Origin of the sequence: Streptomyces hydrogenans (assembly GCF_014656075.1) — a bacterium.
Taxonomy (GTDB): domain Bacteria; phylum Actinomycetota; class Actinomycetes; order Streptomycetales; family Streptomycetaceae; genus Streptomyces; species Streptomyces hydrogenans.
The window spans coordinates 1-15,815 of record NZ_BNBS01000058.1 but is presented as its reverse complement, the minus strand read 5'-3'; the positions used below and the strand labels follow the sequence as shown (position 1 = coordinate 15,815).

At 71.8% G+C, this 15,815-nt stretch carries 15 protein-coding genes; 9 read left to right on the top strand and 6 right to left on the bottom strand.

The annotated features are described in order from the left end of the window. Positions 1-27: 27 nt before the first annotated feature. Positions 28-1,269: a phosphoserine phosphatase SerB gene (gene serB, locus IE321_RS23405; protein ID WP_043219568.1), complete on the bottom strand. Its 1,242-nt coding sequence runs from the start codon at positions 1,267-1,269 to the stop codon at positions 28-30. A gap of 217 nt (positions 1,270-1,486) precedes the next feature. On the opposite strand from serB, the gene IE321_RS23400 reads away from it, so the two are divergent. Further along, positions 1,487-4,048 carry an FHA domain-containing protein gene (locus IE321_RS23400; RefSeq protein WP_190224408.1) on the top strand — a complete coding sequence of 854 codons (2,562 nt, stop codon included), beginning with the start codon at positions 1,487-1,489 and terminating at the stop codon, positions 4,046-4,048. 70 nt (positions 4,049-4,118) lie between these two features. On the opposite strand, the gene IE321_RS23395 is transcribed toward IE321_RS23400, so the two are convergent. Next, positions 4,119-4,883 carry a transglycosylase SLT domain-containing protein gene (locus IE321_RS23395; protein WP_190224407.1) on the bottom strand — a complete coding sequence of 255 codons (765 nt, stop codon included), beginning with the start codon at positions 4,881-4,883 and terminating at the stop codon, positions 4,119-4,121. A gap of 1,092 nt (positions 4,884-5,975) precedes the next feature. Here IE321_RS23395 and IE321_RS23390 point away from each other — a divergent pair. From IE321_RS23390 to IE321_RS23380, 3 genes are all read left to right on the top strand, one after another. After that, entirely contained in the window at positions 5,976-7,121 is a 1,146-nt protein-coding gene (locus tag IE321_RS23390) for a GAF domain-containing sensor histidine kinase (protein ID WP_190224406.1), read from the top strand. Further along, entirely contained in the window at positions 7,114-7,758 is a 645-nt protein-coding gene (locus tag IE321_RS23385) for a response regulator (protein WP_043219576.1), read from the top strand. The genes IE321_RS23390 and IE321_RS23385 overlap by 8 nt, the downstream gene beginning before the upstream one ends. Positions 7,759-7,912: 154 nt before the next feature. Beyond that, positions 7,913-8,155, top strand: a complete 243-nt coding sequence (locus IE321_RS23380) for a chaplin (RefSeq protein WP_043219578.1) — start codon at positions 7,913-7,915, stop codon at positions 8,153-8,155. Between the two features lie 425 nt (positions 8,156-8,580). On the opposite strand, the gene IE321_RS23375 is transcribed toward IE321_RS23380, so the two are convergent. After that, entirely contained in the window at positions 8,581-9,366 is a 786-nt protein-coding gene (locus IE321_RS23375; protein ID WP_190224405.1) for an Rv1486c family protein, read from the bottom strand. A gap of 144 nt (positions 9,367-9,510) precedes the next feature. Here IE321_RS23375 and IE321_RS23370 point away from each other — a divergent pair, with 144 nt between their 5' ends. The 4 genes from IE321_RS23370 (at position 9,511) to IE321_RS23350 (ending at position 12,743) form a co-directional block, all read left to right on the top strand. Next, positions 9,511-10,302, top strand: coding sequence for an ABC transporter ATP-binding protein (locus IE321_RS23370; RefSeq protein ID WP_190224404.1), 792 nt, complete (start codon positions 9,511-9,513; stop codon positions 10,300-10,302). Positions 10,303-10,399: 97 nt separating this feature from the next. Then, entirely contained in the window at positions 10,400-10,828 is a 429-nt protein-coding gene (locus IE321_RS23365; RefSeq protein ID WP_190224403.1) for an NfeD family protein, read from the top strand. A 94-nt stretch (positions 10,829-10,922) separates the two neighbouring features. Next, on the top strand, positions 10,923-11,867 hold the full coding sequence (locus tag IE321_RS23355) for an SPFH domain-containing protein (RefSeq protein WP_190224402.1): 945 nt from the start codon (positions 10,923-10,925) through the stop codon (positions 11,865-11,867). Between the two features lie 108 nt (positions 11,868-11,975). Continuing rightward, on the top strand, positions 11,976-12,743 hold the full coding sequence (locus IE321_RS23350; RefSeq protein WP_043219586.1) for a sulfite exporter TauE/SafE family protein: 768 nt from the start codon (positions 11,976-11,978) through the stop codon (positions 12,741-12,743). Between the two features lie 60 nt (positions 12,744-12,803). On the opposite strand, the gene IE321_RS23345 is transcribed toward IE321_RS23350, so the two are convergent. The 3 genes from IE321_RS23345 to IE321_RS23335 all read right to left on the bottom strand — a co-directional run bounded on the left by IE321_RS23345 (position 12,804) and on the right by IE321_RS23335 (position 14,813). Then, positions 12,804-13,310, bottom strand: a complete 507-nt coding sequence (locus IE321_RS23345; RefSeq protein WP_043219650.1) for an HNH endonuclease — start codon at positions 13,308-13,310, stop codon at positions 12,804-12,806. Positions 13,311-13,468: 158 nt separating this feature from the next. Next, the gene (locus IE321_RS23340; protein ID WP_043219588.1) at positions 13,469-14,008 is read right to left on the bottom strand and encodes a YbhB/YbcL family Raf kinase inhibitor-like protein; all 540 of its coding nucleotides are present in this window, start codon (positions 14,006-14,008) and stop codon (positions 13,469-13,471) included. Between the two features lie 22 nt (positions 14,009-14,030). Continuing rightward, complete coding sequence (locus IE321_RS23335) at positions 14,031-14,813, bottom strand: sporulation protein (RefSeq protein WP_043219590.1); 783 nt, start codon at positions 14,811-14,813, stop codon at positions 14,031-14,033. Between the two features lie 87 nt (positions 14,814-14,900). On the opposite strand from IE321_RS23335, the gene IE321_RS23330 reads away from it, so the two are divergent. After that, on the top strand, positions 14,901-15,563 hold the full coding sequence (locus IE321_RS23330) for a DNA-3-methyladenine glycosylase (RefSeq protein WP_190224401.1): 663 nt from the start codon (positions 14,901-14,903) through the stop codon (positions 15,561-15,563). Positions 15,564-15,815 lie beyond the last annotated feature (252 nt).

Sequence of the window (15,815 nt, the reverse complement as noted above, 5' to 3'; positions counted from 1 at the left end):
TTCGCGTACGAGAGGGACCGGCGCGGGTCAGTGGAGCGGGTCCTCCGCGCCGTCGTCCGCCGCCTCGACCTCCTCGCGGGTGATCCCCAGCAGGTACAGCACGGTGTCGAGGAAGGGCACGTTCACCGCCGTGTGCGCCGCCTCGCGCACCACCGGCTTCGCGTTGAACGCCACCCCGAGCCCGGCCGCGTTCAGCATGTCCAGGTCGTTGGCGCCGTCGCCGATCGCCACCGTCTGCGCCAGCGGCACCCCGGCCTCCGCCGCGAACCGGCGCAGCAGCCGCGCCTTGCCCGCCCGGTCCACGATCTCGCCCGTCACCCGGCCCGTGAGCTTCCCGTCCACGATCTCCAGGGTGTTGGCCTGGGCGAAGTCCAGCCCCAGACGCTCCTTCAGGTCGTCGGTGACCTGGGTGAAGCCGCCCGAGACCACCCCCACCTGGTAGCCGAGCCGCTTGAGGGTCCGGATCAGGGTCCGCGCGCCCGGCGTGAGTCGCACCTCGGCCCGCACCTTGTCCACCACCGACGCGTCCAGGCCCTCCAGGAGCGCCACGCGCGCGTGCAGCGACTGCTCGAAGTCCAGCTCGCCGCGCATCGCCGCCGCCGTCACCTCGGCGACCTTCTCCTCGCACCCCGCGTGCGCCGCGAAGAGCTCGATGACCTCGTCCTGGATCAGCGTCGAGTCCACGTCCATGACGACCAGCCGCTGGGCCCGCCGGTGCAGCCCGGCCGAGACCACGGCCACGTCCACGCCGATGGTGTGCGCCTCGGGGGCCAGCGCCGTCCGCAGCGCCTCCGTCGCACAGCCCGAGACGGCGAACTCGACCGCCGTCACCGGGTACTTCGCCAGCCGGAAGATGCGGTCGATGTTGCCGCCCGAACCGGCGATCCTGGCCGCTATGGCCGCCGTCTGCTCGGCCGTCAGCGGGTGCCCGAGCACCGTCACGTGCGAGCGGCCCTCGCCGCGCGGACGGTTGTCGCCGGTGCCCGAGATGATCTCGGCCTGGAGCTTCAGCGACTCCGCCCAGCTGTGCACGGTCGCGCGCAGCTCGCCCTGGGAGGCGACGGTCGGCTCGGTGACCAGCGCGCACAGCACCAGCCGGCCGCGCGAGACGACCTGCTCGATGTCGACGACATCCACGGAGAAGGCGGCCAGGGTGTCGAAGAGACCGGCGGTGATACCGGGCCGGTCCTTCCCGAAGATCTTGACGAGAAGCGTGGGCACGTCCGCGGCGGGAACGGCGGGAACGTCCGGTGTCTGCGATGCGCTCATGGTGCTCCCACCGTATCGGGCACCCGATGCCACCCGACGCCCCGTCCCGCGTAGCGGACACCCGGCCGGCCGAACACCGCGCCGGCGGGCCCGGAGACCCTCCCTCGGGTCTTCACGCCGCCCGACTTTCGGATCGGGGACCCGGCCTGAAATAGTTCCCCAGGATGATTCGCCATCCCTAGGGCCCCCGTGACGGGGGTGCATCGGGGGACACACAGTGGGGCATGGAGTGCCAGAACTCGTACTCGAACTCAACGGCAGGACCTGGACGCTGGAGCCGTCCCGGTCGTACACCCTGGGCCGCGACCCACAGGGGGACCTGGCCATCGACGACGCCAGGGTCTCGTGGCGGCACGCCACGATCAGCTGGAACGGCCGGAGCTGGGCCATCGAGGACCACGGCTCCACCAACGGCACCTTCGTCGCGGGCCAGCGGATCCAGCAGCTGGAGGTCGGCCCCGGGATCGCCGTGCACCTCGGCAACCCGACGGACGGCCCGCGCCTGAACCTCGCCGCCGCGCACGCCGGGCACCCGGTCCCCGCCCACCAGGGCGCCCCGGTCCAGCAGCCCGTGCAGCAGCCGGTCCAGCAGCCCCGCGAGCAGGCCGAGTGGTCCACCCACGACGCCCCGCCGCAGCAGGGCGGCTGGCAGCAGCCCCCCGCGCAGCACGGCGGCCAGGTCCCGCCGCAGGTGCCCCACCAGGGCGCCCCGGTCCAGCAGCCGGTCCCGCAGGGCCACGCCGCCGCGGGGGCGTCGTCGGCCTACTCCGACCGCAGCCCGACCACGTTCCACCAGCTCGCCCTCGGCCACGTCATGCGCATCGGCCGTGCGCTCGAGAACGAACTGGTCGTCTCCGACCTCCAGGTCTCGCGCCACCACGCCGAGTTCCACGCCACGCCCGACGGCCGCATGGAGATCCGCGACCTCGGCTCGCACAACGGCACCTACGTCAACGGTCAGCCGATCCCCAAGGGCGGCACCGCCCTCCTCGGCCCGCAGGACATCGTCGGCGTCGGCCACTCCACCTTCCGGATCGTCGGCGGCCAGCTCGAAGAGTTCGTCGACACCGGCTCCGTCTCCTTCTCGGCCCGCCACCTCACGGTCACCGTCGACGGCGGCAAGCAGATCCTCAAGGACGTCTCCTTCGGCGTCCCCGAGAAGTCGCTCATCGGCGTCATCGGCCCCTCCGGCTCCGGCAAGTCGACCCTCCTCAAGGCGCTCACCGGCTACCGGCCCGCCAACGAGGGCGACGTCCTCTACGACAACCGAAGCCTCTACAAGCAGTTCGCCGAGCTGCGCCAGCGCATCGGTCTGGTCCCGCAGGACGACATCCTGCACAAGGAGCTGACCGTCCAGAAGGCGCTCCGGTACGCCGCCAAGCTCCGCTTCCCCGGCGACACCGCCACCGCGGAGCGCGAGGCCCGCATCGACGAGGTGCTGCGCGAGCTCAAGCTCGACATCCACAAGGAGAAGAAGGTCACCTCCCTCTCCGGCGGCCAGCGCAAGCGCGTCTCGGTCGCCCTGGAGCTGCTGACCAAGCCCTCGCTGATCTTCCTGGACGAGCCGACCTCCGGCCTCGACCCGGGCATGGACCGCGACGTCATGCAGCTGCTCCGCGGCCTCGCCGACGACGGCCGCACGGTCCTCGTCGTCACCCACTCGGTCGCCGAGCTGGCCCTCTGCGACAAGCTCCTGGTGATGGCCCCCGGCGGCTCCGTGGCCTACTTCGGCCCGCCGGACGAGGCGCTGAACTTCTTCGGCTACACCTCCTGGGCCGACGTCTTCTCCGCCTTCGAGAACTACCGCGACTACGACTGGGCCGGCCGCTGGAAGGGCTCGCAGCACTACCAGCTGTACGCCGCGGACATCGACGCCGTCGCCGCCCAGCCCGTCCACATGCCGCAGCAGGCGATGTCCCGCCCGCCCAAGCCGCAGGGCTGGGGCTCCCAGCTGTGGACCCTGATCCGCCGCTACACCTCGGTGATCGCCTCCGACAAGGGCTTCCTCGCCCTCATGGTGATGCTCCCGGCGGTCATCGGCTCGGTCTCCGTCGTCATCCCCTCCGACTTCGGCCTGGCGCCGCCCACGCCGCCGTCCCGCTTCAACGGCGACGCCGGCATCATCATGCTGATCCTCACGGTCGGCATGTGCTTCTCCGGAGCCGCGAACTCCGTCCGAGAGCTGATCAAGGAACGGGTCATCTACGAACGGGAGCGCGCCACCGGCCTCTCCCGCTCGGCCTACCTGATGTCCAAGGTGATCGTCCTCGGCGTCATCACGGCCTTCCAGGGCGTCATCCTCTGCGGCATCGGCTTCGCCATCCGCGACCTGCCCGCCGAGGGCCTGCTCATGCCGCCGGCCGTCGAGCTCTGCCTCACCGTCATCGCGCTCGGCCTCACCTCGATGATGGTCGGCCTGGTCATCTCCGCGCTGGTGAAGACCGCCGAGAAGACCATGCCGCTGCTCGTCATGTTCGCGATCGTCCAGGTCGTCTTCACCGGCATCCTCTTCAAGGTCTTCGGCTCGCCCGGCCTGGAGCAGTTCGCCTGGCTCATGCCCTCCCGCTGGGCCATCGCCGGCGCCGGCACCACGCTCGACCTCGCGCACCTGATGGCGCCGTGGGACCCGAAGAACCCCACCGACCTGGACCCCCTGTGGGAGCACAGCGTCGGCCAGTGGAGCTTCAACATCGGCGTGCTGCTGTTCATGACCGTCGTCCTCGGCGTCCTGGTCGCGCGCCTGCTGCGCCGCCACGAGCCCGAGGTCATGCGCAAGTAGCGGCCGCACGGCACGCGCCGAAGGGCGGCACCCCGCACGGGGTGCCGCCCTTCGGCGTCGTCGGGGCGACTCAGTAGGCGCTGTTGACGTTGTCGATCGAGCCGTAACGGTCGGCCGCGTAGTTGGCGGCGGCGACGATGTTGGCGACCGGGTCGTACTGGTCGAACTTGGTGCCCTTCACGTGGTACGCCTTGAAGGTCGGGTAGATGACCTGGAGCAGACCCTTGGACGGGACGCCGTTGATGGCGTTGATGTCCCAGTTGTTGATCGCGTACGGGTTGCCGCTGGACTCGCGCATGATGTTCTTGTGCAGGCCGTTGTACGAGCCCGGGATGTCGTGCTTGTCCATGATGAACAGCGCCTCGCGGATCCAGCCGTCGAGGTTGTTCGCGAAGACCGGGGTCCGGGTGACGGAACGGCTCGCGGCGGTCTTCGTCGCGGCGCGCTTCTTCGCGGCGGCCTTCGCCTTCGCCGCGGCCTTCGCCTCGGCGGCCCGCTTCTTCGCGGCGGCGTCGGCCTTCGCCTTCGCGGCCTTCGCCTTGGCCGCGGCCTGGGCCTTGGCCTTCGCCTCGGCGTCCAGCTTGGCCTTCAGGCCGATGGTGGTGTGCTGGTCGGTCACGCTCGCGGCCAGCGCCTTGGCCTGCGGGCTGGCGGCGTCATAGGACCACGCCACCCGCTGGCTCGTGTTCAGCGCCTGCGGCTCGGTCTCGGTGGAACCGTTGCCCGGCACCAGGGAGAGGGTGAGCGCGGCAGCGCCCAGAGCGGCGACACCGGCGATCGTGGCCTTGTGGGTCTTCTTCAGACCACGACTGTGGCCAGGGGTGTTCTGAGACATGCAGGACTACCTCTTCGAATCGCTGGGGGTCGCTGGGCCGGGGCGGCGCTGCGCCTGCTCGGCGGCGACGGGGGCAATTCTTAGCGGCAGCAAAATCGCGTGGCAAAGGTGTGACGTACGATCCCGGATAGTGGATCAGGGACCCGTGTACGTGCCCGAGACAGCCCTTCAGGGCCGATTCGTCCCGGATCAAACCACCCCTAACCACTCCACTAGGTTGCTTCGTAAGTGACCTGGGTCCTATGCGCGGGCTCACATAGGCGACGTAACAAACTCACCCGGCGTTGCTCCAGCAATGCACACGGTGACCCCCCTCCACCTCAAGGAGGACCCCACCACCCCCGAACTCCTCCCAGCGACGCCCCCATCCCCACCCAGAGCCACCGCCACCGCCCCCGCACCCACCGAACCGAACGCCAGGACCGCCCCCGGAGCCGCCGGCCCCCGGCCCGCCCCGCCCGAGTCCCGGCCCGGGGATACGGGCTCCGCTTCGCGCCCGTAGAACCGGCCGCCACGGCTGTCCCGGCCCGCCCCGCCCGCGCTCCGGCCCGGGGATACGGGCTCCGCTTCGCGCCCGTGGAACCGGCCGCCACGGCTGCCCCGGACCGCCCCGCCCGCGCTCCGGCCCGGGGATACGGGCTCCGCCCCGCGCCCGTAGAACCGGCCGCCACGGCCGTCCCAGGCCCACCCGCCCGGGTCCCGGCCCCGGGGTACGGGGTCAGGCCCCGGGGTACGGGGTCAGGCCCCGCACCTGCCGGGTCGAGTGCCACGCCCGTCCCGGAGCCGCCCAGGCCCCGTCCGCCCCTGGCCCGCGCCGGCGTACGGGCTCCGCCGCGCGCCTGCCGGACCGAGCGCCACCCCTCCGCCCCTGCCCTCGGCCCCCGCCCCCGGCTGCCTCCCCGCCCCATCCAGCAGGCACGTGCTTCACGCACGCGCCTCACGCACGCGCGCGCGTGCTCCCCTTCACCCGCGCCACGCGCGGGTGCACCGGTCCCGCCCCCGAGGGGGCACTTCGACCTAGGTCCCGCGACCCCCTCCAGCGCCGTCCACAGCCCCATACGGGCCGTCACACCCCGCCGGTACCGTGAACCCATGAGCCACCGACCGAGCTCCGGCCTCGCCGCCGTGAGCACCGCACTCCTGGCGATGAGCCGGCAGATGGAGGTCCGCGACGTCCTCAAGACGATCGTCGCCTCCGCCCGCGAGCTCCTCGACGCCGAGTACGCGGCCCTGGGCGTCCCCGACGACCACGGCGGCTTCGCCCAGTTCGTCGTCGACGGCGTCACCGACGAGCAGTGGAGGGCCATCGGCCCCCTGCCCCGGCAGCACGGCGTCCTCGCCGCGATGCTCCACAAGGCCGAGCCCGAGCGGCTCGCCGACGTCCGCGAGGACCCCCGCTTCGGCGGCTGGCCCGACGCCCACCCCGAGCTCTCCGACTTCCTCGGCCTTCCCGTCCGCGACGGCGACGAGACCCTGGGCGCCCTCTTCCTCGCCAACAAGCGCTGCCCCCGGCCCGAGGGCGGCTGCGGCTTCACCGCCGAGGACGAGGAGCTCCTCGGCATCCTCGCCCAGCACGCCGCCATCGCCCTCACCAACGCCCGGCTCTACGAGCGCAGCCGCGAGCTCACCATCGCCGAGGAGCGCTCCCGGCTGGCCCACGAGCTGCACGACGCCGTCAGCCAGAAGCTCTTCTCCCTCCGGCTCACCGCCCAGGCCGCCGCCGCCCTCGTCGACCGCGACCCGACCCGCGCCAAGGTCGAGCTCCAGCAGGTCGCCGCGCTCGCCGCGGAGGCCGCCGACGAGCTGCGGGCCGCCGTGGTGGAGCTCCGCCCCGCCGCGCTCGACGAGGACGGCCTCGTCCACACCCTGCGCACCCAGGTCCAGGTCCTCGACCGCGCCCACACGGCCACGGTGGTCTTCGACAGCCCCGGCATCCGCGCCCTGCCCGCGGCCCAGGAGGAGGCCGTCCTCCGGGTCGCCCAGGAGGCCCTGCACAACGCGCTGCGGCACGCGGACGCCGCCCTCGTCACCGTCGCCCTCACCCGGCAGGGCCAGGGCGCCCGGCTCACCGTCACCGACGACGGCCGCGGCTTCGACCCGAGGACGGTCCGCAGCGCCGGCCGCCACCTCGGCCTGGTGTCCATGCGCGACCGCTCCGCCGGAGTCGGCGGCGCCCTCACCGTGACCTCCGCCCCCGGCGAGGGCACCACGATCGAGATGGAGGTCCCCGGTGGCTGACAAGCCCATCCGCGTGCTCCTGGTCGACGACCACCAGGTCGTCCGCCGCGGCCTGCGCACCTTCCTGGAGGTCCAGGACGACATAGAGGTGGTCGGCGAGGCCGGTGACGGCGCCGAGGGCGTCGCCCGCGCGGAGGAGCTCCGACCGGACGTCGTCCTCATGGACATCAAGATGCCGGGCACCGACGGCATCGAGGCCCTCAAGCGGCTGAGGGGCCTCGCCAACCCGGCGAAGGTCCTCATCGTCACCAGTTTCACGGAGCAGCGCACCGTCGTCCCCGCCCTGCGCGCCGGCGCCTCCGGGTACGTCTACAAGGACATCGACCCCGACGCCCTCGCGGGCGCCATCCGCTCCGTCCACGCCGGCCACGTCCTGCTCCAGCCCGAGGTCGCCGGCGCCCTCCTCGCCCAGGACGACCCCCAGGGCGGTACGGGACGCGGCACCACGCTCACCGAGCGCGAGCGGGAGGTCCTCGGCCTGATCGCCGACGGCCGCTCCAACCGGGAGATCGCCCGCGCGCTGGTCCTCTCCGAGAAGACGGTGAAGACCCACGTCTCGAACATCCTCATGAAGCTCGACCTCGCGGACCGCACCCAGGCCGCGCTCTGGGCGGTCCGCCACGGTCTCACCACCTGAAACGCTCCGTCAACGCGCCGGGGCGCACGCCCGTTCAGAAGGTCATACCGTCGGGTGTACATCCCCCGTTCGGCGCAACCCTGAGCGGGCGGCGGCGTTCTCCAAGGCGTGCTGCGGCGGACCGGCCGCAGCGATGACCAGGAGGAAGTACCAAGTGAAGAACCTCAAGAAGGCCGCTGCCCTCACCATGGTCGCCGGTGGCATCGTCGCCGCCGGTGCCGGTGTCGCCTCCGCCCACGGCGCCGAGGCCGACGGCAAGGCCCTCAACTCCCCGGGTGTCGCCTCCGGCAACCTGGTGCAGGTCCCGGTCCACGTCCCCGTGAACGTCTCCGGCAACACGGTCAACGTGATCGGCCTGCTCAACCCGGCCTTCGGCAACCACGCCCTCAACGGCTGACCACCCCCGTCGAACGGCCCCCGGAAGATCCCTCCGGGGGCCGTCCGCATGCCACGCCCCACCGGTCGTGGGCATGCGTTCCGCCGGGGCGGAACGGGTGGGCACACCCCCCAGGGCGCCCGCTCCTCACGCCCCCGCCCCCGGACCGCAGGCCAGAACCCGGACCGCGAGGTCACAGCCCCGACCGCGAGGACACCCCCGACCGCAGGTCAGGAACCGGACCGCGAGGTCGCAGCCCCGACCGCGAGGACACCCCCGACCGCCAGGTCACCGGCCGGACCGCAGGTCAGGAACCGGACCGCGAGGTCGCAGGCCCGACCGCCAAGTCACCAGCGGGACCGCAGGCCAAAACCCGGACCGCGAGGCCCGAACCCCCGACCGCGAGGTCACAGGCCCGACCGCGAGGTCAGGCCCTGCCCGCCAGGTCAGGCCCCCCGCTCCCGCTCCTCCACCCACGCGTTGTACGCCGCGACCTGCGCCCGCCGCGCCACCCGCTCCACCGGCGCCAGCGCGGCGCCCCGCGCCGCCATCTCCGACGCGCTCACCGCACCCCCGTGCCCGTTCCCGTACGCCAGGTCGACCATCAGCCCGACCCGCTGCGCCAGCTCCAGGACCCGGACCGCCCGCGGCGGGTACCCGGGGGCCAGGACCTCGCGGCCCGCCTCCGCCCGCGCCCGGTACGCCTCCCGCGCGGCCTCCGCCGCCGGTCCCGACGCCGCCACGTCCAGCCGCGTCAGCGCGGCCGTCGCGTCCCGCAGCGCCTCCGCCAGCTCCCGCTCCGCCTCGCCGAGCGACGGGACGTCCGCCGGCGGGGCCTCCCGTACCGCCAGGCAGTGCCACACCACCTCGACGTGCACGTCGCCCCGCGGGCCCACCTCCGAGACCTCCGGGACCAGTCCGAACGGCGCGCCGTACCCGATGGCCGCCTCCTCCGCGTCCAACGCGCGCGCGTTGAAGTCCGGCGGACCGCTGAGCCCCAGCGGATGCCCCGGCGCCGGCAGCGCCACCCGCCACCCGGTCACCCCGAGCCGCCGCAGCCGCCCCAGCGCCAGAGTCAGTCCCACCGGACCCGCCTCACCCGGCAGCCCCGCCACGCGGTGCACCGCGTCCTCCCCGACAATCGCCAGCGCCGCGTCGTCCGGCGACACCGCCCCGGCCAGCAGGGCGTTGCCCCAGGCGGCCAGGCGTCCTGAACGTGGTTCCGAAAGCATCCCCCCAGAGTAAGGACCCGAACGACGCCCTAGGGACCGGCCCGCCCCGCCGATGACGTAGGTTTTCCCGTGGACGCCGCGCCCGCGGCCCAAGGCGACGACACGAGCCCACGCGACTCGACGGCAAGGGGAGACAACGCGCTCATGAGCGATGTACTGGAGCTGGTGGACGTATCCGTGGTCCGCGACGGACGCGCTCTGGTGGACGGGGTCTCCTGGTCGGTCAAGGAAGGGGAGCGCTGGGTCATCCTCGGCCCGAACGGCGCCGGCAAGACCACCCTCCTCAACCTCGCCTCCAGCTACCTCTACCCCACCTCCGGCAACGCCACCATCCTCGGTGAGCGCCTCGGCGGCGTCGACGTCTTCGAGCTGCGCCCCCGCATCGGCATGGCCGGCATCGCGATGGCGGAGAAGCTGCCCAAGCGCCAGACCGTCCTGCAGACCGTCCTCACCGCCGCGTACGGCATGACCGCCACCTGGCACGAGGACTACGACCCGGTCGACGAGGCCCGCGCCCGCGCCTTCCTCGACCGCCTCGGGATGAGCGACTACCTGGACCGGCGGTTCGGCACCCTCTCCGAGGGCGAGCGCAAGCGCACCCTGATCGCCCGCGCCATGATGACCGACCCGGAGCTCCTCCTCCTCGACGAGCCCGCCGCCGGTCTCGACCTCGGCGGCCGCGAGGACCTGGTCCGCCGCCTCGGCCGCCTGGCCCGGGACCCGTACGCCCCCTCCATGATCATGGTCACCCACCACGTCGAGGAGATCGCCCCGGGCTTCACCCACGTCCTGATGATCCGTCAGGGCAAGGTGCTGGCCGCGGGACCCATGGAGGACGAGCTCAACTCCCGCAACCTCTCCCGCTGTTTCGGCCTCCCGCTCGTCGTCGAGCGCGTCGGCGACCGCTGGACCGCCCAGGGCCTGCCCCTCAAGTAGCCCCGCCCCGCAGGGCGATGGACCGTCGTGACCCGCACAGCCACGGCACCCCACCGCGCCCTGTCCCATCCGGCCCCACCCGCCCTACCATGACCCTGTGGACATCGACGCATGGATCTGGTGGCTGATCGGCGCGGTGGGGCTCGGCATTCCCCTGGTCCTCACCGCCATGCCGGAGTTCGGCATGTTCGCCGTCGGCGCGGTCGCCGGAGCGGTCACCGCCGCCCTCGGCTTCGGCATCACCGCACAGGTGATCGTCTTCGTGATCGTCTCCGTCGCGCTCGTGGCCGTGGTCCGCCCCGTCGCGGCCCGTCACCGCGCCGGCACCCCCGCCCTCGCGACCGGCATCGACGCCCTGAAGGGCCGTCAGGCCCGGGTCCTGGAACGGGTCGACGCCGAGGGCGGCCGCATCAAGCTCGCCGGAGAGATCTGGTCGGCCCGCTCCCTCGACGCCACCCGCGTCTTCGAACCGGGCGACGAGGTCGACGTCGTCGAGATCGAAGGAGCCACCGCGGTCGTCATCTGACCGAAGCCCGCCCCCCGGGCCCCGGCGGCGTGGGAAACTCGATCATCGGAAGAAACCCGGCAGACAACCGGCAGCGAAGGGCACGGGGAACACGATGTCAGCAGTCATCATCGTCCTGATCATTCTGGTGGTGCTCGTCTTCATCGCCCTGATCAAGACGATCCAGGTCATCCCGCAGGCCAGCGCCGCGATCGTGGAGCGCTTCGGCCGCTACACCCGCACCCTCAACGCCGGCCTCAACATCGTCGTCCCGTTCATCGACACGATCCGCAACCGCATCGACCTCCGCGAGCAGGTCGTCCCCTTCCCGCCCCAGCCGGTGATCACCCAGGACAACCTGGTCGTCAACATCGACACCGTCATCTACTACCAGGTGACCGACGCGCGGGCCGCGACCTACGAGGTCGCCAGCTACATCCAGGCCATCGAGCAGCTCACCGTCACCACGCTGCGCAACATCATCGGCGGCATGGACCTGGAGCGCACCCTCACCTCCCGCGAGGACATCAACGCCGCCCTCCGCGGCGTCCTCGACGAGGCCACCGGCAAGTGGGGCATCCGCGTCAACCGCGTCGAGCTCAAGGCCATCGAGCCGCCGACCTCCATCCAGGACTCGATGGAGAAGCAGATGCGCGCCGACCGCGACAAGCGCGCCGCCATCCTCCAGGCCGAGGGCGTCCGCCAGTCCGAGATCCTCCGCGCCGAGGGCGAGAAGCAGTCCGCCATCCTCCGCGCCGAGGGCGAGTCCCAGGCCGCGGCCCTCCGGGCGGAGGGCGAGGCCCAGGCCGTCCGCACCGTCTTCGAGGCCATCCACGCCGGCGACCCGGACCAGAAGCTCCTCTCGTACCAGTACCTCCAGATGCTCCCGAAGATCGCCGAGGGCGACGCCAACAAGCTCTGGATCGTGCCCAGCGAGATCGGCGACGCCCTCAAGGGCCTCTCCGGCGCCCTCGGCGGCCTGGGCCAGGGCGGCGCCCCCGCCCCGCCCCTCACCAAGGACGTCCCGTCCGCCAGGCGAGAAGAACCCACCGTCGACTGACCGATTGCTGACACGTACACGTAACTCCGTGCATGATCGGTGCGAGCCCCTCGACCCTGCCGCACGCAGGGCGGGGAGGCGAGCCACTGACCATGTGAGGAAACGGCTTTGTCCATCTGGGAAGCCCTGGCAGTCTTCGCCGCCGGCATCGGCGCCGGCGCCATCAACACCATCGTCGGATCGGGGACGCTCATCACGTTCCCGGTCCTCCTCGCGACCGGACTCCCCCCGATCACCGCGAACGTCTCCAACGCCCTCGGCCTCGTGCCCGGCTCCATCAGCGGCGCCATCGGCTACCGCCGCGAACTCAAGGGCCAGACCCGCCGGGTGCTCCGCCTCGGCGCCGCCGCCCTCGTCGGCGGGCTGATCGGCGCGATCCTGCTGCTCGCCCTGCCCTCCGCGGCGTTCGACGCGATCGTCCCCGTCCTCATCGGACTCGCGCTCGTCCTCGTCCTGTTCCAGCCCCGCATCGCCGCCGCCGTCCAGCGCCGCCGCGAGCTGACCGGCAGCGAGGCCCACCCCGACGGCGGCCCCGTCCTCCTCGTCGGCCTCACCCTCGCCAGCATGTACGGCGGCTACTTCGGCGCCGCCCAGGGAGTCCTCTACCTCTCCCTGATGGGCCTGCTCCTCAACGACGACCTCCAGCGGATCAACGCGGTCAAGAACGTCCTCGGCGCCCTCGTCAACGGCGTCGCCGCCGTCTTCTTCCTCTTCGTCGCCGAGTTCGACTGGACCGCCGTCCTCCTCATCGCCGTCGGCTCCACCCTCGGCGGCCAGATCGGCGCCAAGGTCGGCCGCCGTCTCAAGCCCGCCGTCCTGCGCGGCGTGATCATCGCCGTCGGCGTCGTCGCCATCCTCCAGCTCACCCTGAGGTGACCCCGGAGTGACGTGAGGGCCCGCCCCCGACAGGGGCGGGCCCTCCCACGTCCGTACGGATCAGGCGGCGGTACGGGCCAGCCACTCCGGCAGCTGCGAGCGCTCACCGGCCCGCATGGCCAGCAGCATCGCGTCCGCGGGCGTCGGCTCGAACGGCTCGAAGAGCAGCGGCATCCCCGCCTGCTCCGGCGTCCGGTCCGCCTTCCTGTGGTTGTCCTCCGCACAGGAAGCGACCGTATTCAGCCAACTGTCCCCACCGCCCTGCGCCCGCGGCACCACATGGTCCACGGTCGTCGCGCGCCTCCCGCAGTACGCGCACCGGTGCTGGTCCCTGACCAGCACCCCCCTCCTCGACCACGGGGCCTGTCTTCGGAACGGCACCCGGACGAAACGGCAGAGCCTGATCACCCGGGGCACCGGAAGGTCGACGGCGGCGGCACGCACCCGCAGATCGGGGTGGGACTGCTCCACGACGGCCTTGTCCTGCAGGACAAGCACCACCGCACGGTTGAGTGTCACCGTCGACAGCGGCTCGAAGCTCGCGTTCAGTACCAGCGTGTCCCGCATGATGCCCACCTCCCGTTGTGCCGGCCCACCCCCCTGGTGAGCTTGGATCAAACGATGGCCGGGCAGGCCGGGGTCGGACAACGCAATTTCCTGCGCAACAAAAGATGCCCGCTTCTGATCTCTCCAAGACCAGAAGCGGGCAAACAACAAACGAACGATCAGCCTGCCGCGGGAGCCGCGTACTCACCGACCAGCTGGGCCCGGCCCAGCGTGTGGAAGCGCAGGTTGAACCCGACGGCGGCCGGCGAGGTGTCCGCGTCCGGCCCCAGCTTCTCCGTGTCCACGGCGTAGACCGTGAACACATAGCGGTGCGCCGGGTCCCCGGCCGGCGGGGCGGCTCCGCCGAAGTCCCTCGACCCGTAGTCGTTCCGCGCGTGCGTCGCACCGGCCGGCAGCCCGGCGAAACCGCCCGACCCGGCGCCCGCGGGCAGCTCGGTGACGGACGCCGGGATGTCGAAGAGCACCCAGTGCCAGAACCCGCTGCCCGTCGGCGCGTCCGGATCGAAGCAGGTCACGGCGAAGCTCTTGGTCTCCGCGGGGAAGCCGTCCCAGCGCAGCTGCGGAGAGACGTTCCCCTCCGCGTACACCTGGGCGTCCTTCAGCACCCCGCCGGGCGTGACGTCGTCGCTCGTCACCGCGAACTCCGCCACCGGCGGATGGAAGGCGTGGGGGAGAGGCGCCCTCTGACCCTCGGACATGTCGAACCTCCGCTTCGTCCTGCTACATCCAGTTGCGACGGCCGCCGACCTCGGCGAGCCACTGGTTGAGGTAAGCGTTCCAGTCGGTGCCCTGGTAGTCGTCCAGACCCACCTTGAACGCGCGGAAGGAGTCGCTGCCCTCGGTGAACAGCCCCGGCTTCTTGTCCATCTCCAGAACGACGTCCATCTCGCGGTCGTCCGCGACGAAGCTGACCTCGACCTGGTTCAGGCCGCGGTACTGCTGCGGCGCGAAGAACTCGATCTCCTGGTAGAAGGGGAGCCGCTGACGGGTGCCGCGGATGTGCCCGCGCTCCATGTCCGCGCTCTTGAAGCGGAAGCCCAGCTGGATGAAGGCGTCGAGGATCGCCTGCTGCGCCGGCAGCGGGTGCACGTTGATCGGGTCGAGGTCGCCCGAGTCCACCGCGCGGGCGATCTCCAGCTCGGTGCTGACGCCGATCTCCATGCCGTGCAGACGCTGCCCGCCGATCGTGTTGACCGGGGTCTCCCAGGGGATCTCCAGACCGAACGGCACCACGTGCACCGCGCCGGCCTTCACCTCGAACGCCCCGCCGAGCCGCACCTTCACGAACTCGACGTCCTGCTTGTGCTCCTGGTCGCCGCCCTCGACCTCCACACGCGCCTGGAGACCGACGGACAGGCCCTCGATCTGCTGGTCGACGCTGCCGCCCTGGATCCGGACCTCGCCCTGGACGACACCGCCCGGGACCACGTTCTCCTCGGTGAGCACCGTCTCGACGGTCGCCCCACCGGCACCCAGGCTCGCCAGCAGCTTCTTGAATCCCATGCCACTCTCTCCTTCTCGTTCCTGTCCCCTACATACGCGCGACGACCGTAGCGGGTTCCACCACGCTCCCCATTACGCTCGGGCGCCATGAGCGAGAGCCCCGACCGTACGCCGCTCCCGAGGAGCTTCTTCGACCGCCCCGTCCTGGAGGTCGCCCCCGACCTCCTCGGCCGCGTCCTGGTGCGCCGGACCGAGGAGGGCCGGATGGAGCTGAGACTCACGGAGGTGGAGGCGTACGCCGGAGCGATCGACCCCGGCTCGCACGCCTTCCGGGGCCGCACGCCCCGCAACGCCGTCATGTTCGGCCCGCCCGGTCACGCGTACGTCTACTTCACCTACGGCATGTGGCACTGCCTGAACCTGGTGTGCGGCCCCGAGGGCGAGGCGAGCGGGGTACTGCTCCGAGCGGGCGAAATCCTGCGTGGCGCGGAACTGGCCCGGCCCCGCCGCCGCTCGGCCCGCAAGGACGCCGAACTGGCGAAGGGCCCGGCCCGCCTCGCCACGGCCCTGGACGTCCCCGGTTCCCTGAACGGCACCGACGTCTGCGCCGGCCCCGACGCCCCCCTCGCCGTCCTCACCGGCACCCCGCCGTCCCCCTCCCTCATCCGTACGGGCCCGCGCACCGGCGTCGGCGGCGACGGCGCCCCGCACCCCTGGCGCTTCTGGATCGGCGACGACCCCACGGTGAGTCCGTACCGTCCCCACACGCCCCGGAAGCGCCGACTTGACCCGGCCAGGGCGGACGCGTAACGTGGCCCGAGCCGCTTGAGACGGTGGTGCTTTTTCAAGCGCCCCGAGAGCGGCCATCCACTTCACTGCAACGAATCCCTACGGGGCCTATTTCGGCATGCCGAAATGCGTTCCAAATGGCTCGATTATGAGCCGCCAGGGAAATCGGCTAAAGTAGTGGACACGCCGGAAGGCCCCGAAGAAACAAAAATTCGGGACCGGAAAGCACCGGGGAAATCGGGTCGGAAAGATCTGATAGAGTCGGAAACGCAG

What these genes read in the sequence shown, in the direction of transcription:
- IE321_RS23370 (WP_190224404.1), top strand. Translation starts at nt 9,511, where the DNA reads ATGAGCGATGTACTGGAGCTGGTGGACGTATCCGTGGTCCGCGACGGA.
- IE321_RS23340 (WP_043219588.1), bottom strand. Translation starts at nt 14,008, where the DNA reads ATGTCCGAGGGTCAGAGGGCGCCTCTCCCCCACGCCTTCCATCCGCCG.
- serB (WP_043219568.1), bottom strand. Translation starts at nt 1,269, where the DNA reads ATGAGCGCATCGCAGACACCGGACGTTCCCGCCGTTCCCGCCGCGGAC.
- IE321_RS23355 (WP_190224402.1), top strand. Translation starts at nt 10,923, where the DNA reads ATGTCAGCAGTCATCATCGTCCTGATCATTCTGGTGGTGCTCGTCTTC.
- IE321_RS23345 (WP_043219650.1), bottom strand. Translation starts at nt 13,310, where the DNA reads ATGCGGGACACGCTGGTACTGAACGCGAGCTTCGAGCCGCTGTCGACG.
- IE321_RS23395 (WP_190224407.1), bottom strand. Translation starts at nt 4,883, where the DNA reads ATGTCTCAGAACACCCCTGGCCACAGTCGTGGTCTGAAGAAGACCCAC.
- IE321_RS23375 (WP_190224405.1), bottom strand. Translation starts at nt 9,366, where the DNA reads ATGCTTTCGGAACCACGTTCAGGACGCCTGGCCGCCTGGGGCAACGCC.
- IE321_RS23390 (WP_190224406.1), top strand. Translation starts at nt 5,976, where the DNA reads ATGAGCCACCGACCGAGCTCCGGCCTCGCCGCCGTGAGCACCGCACTC.
- IE321_RS23335 (WP_043219590.1), bottom strand. Translation starts at nt 14,813, where the DNA reads ATGGGATTCAAGAAGCTGCTGGCGAGCCTGGGTGCCGGTGGGGCGACC.
- IE321_RS23330 (WP_190224401.1), top strand. Translation starts at nt 14,901, where the DNA reads ATGAGCGAGAGCCCCGACCGTACGCCGCTCCCGAGGAGCTTCTTCGAC.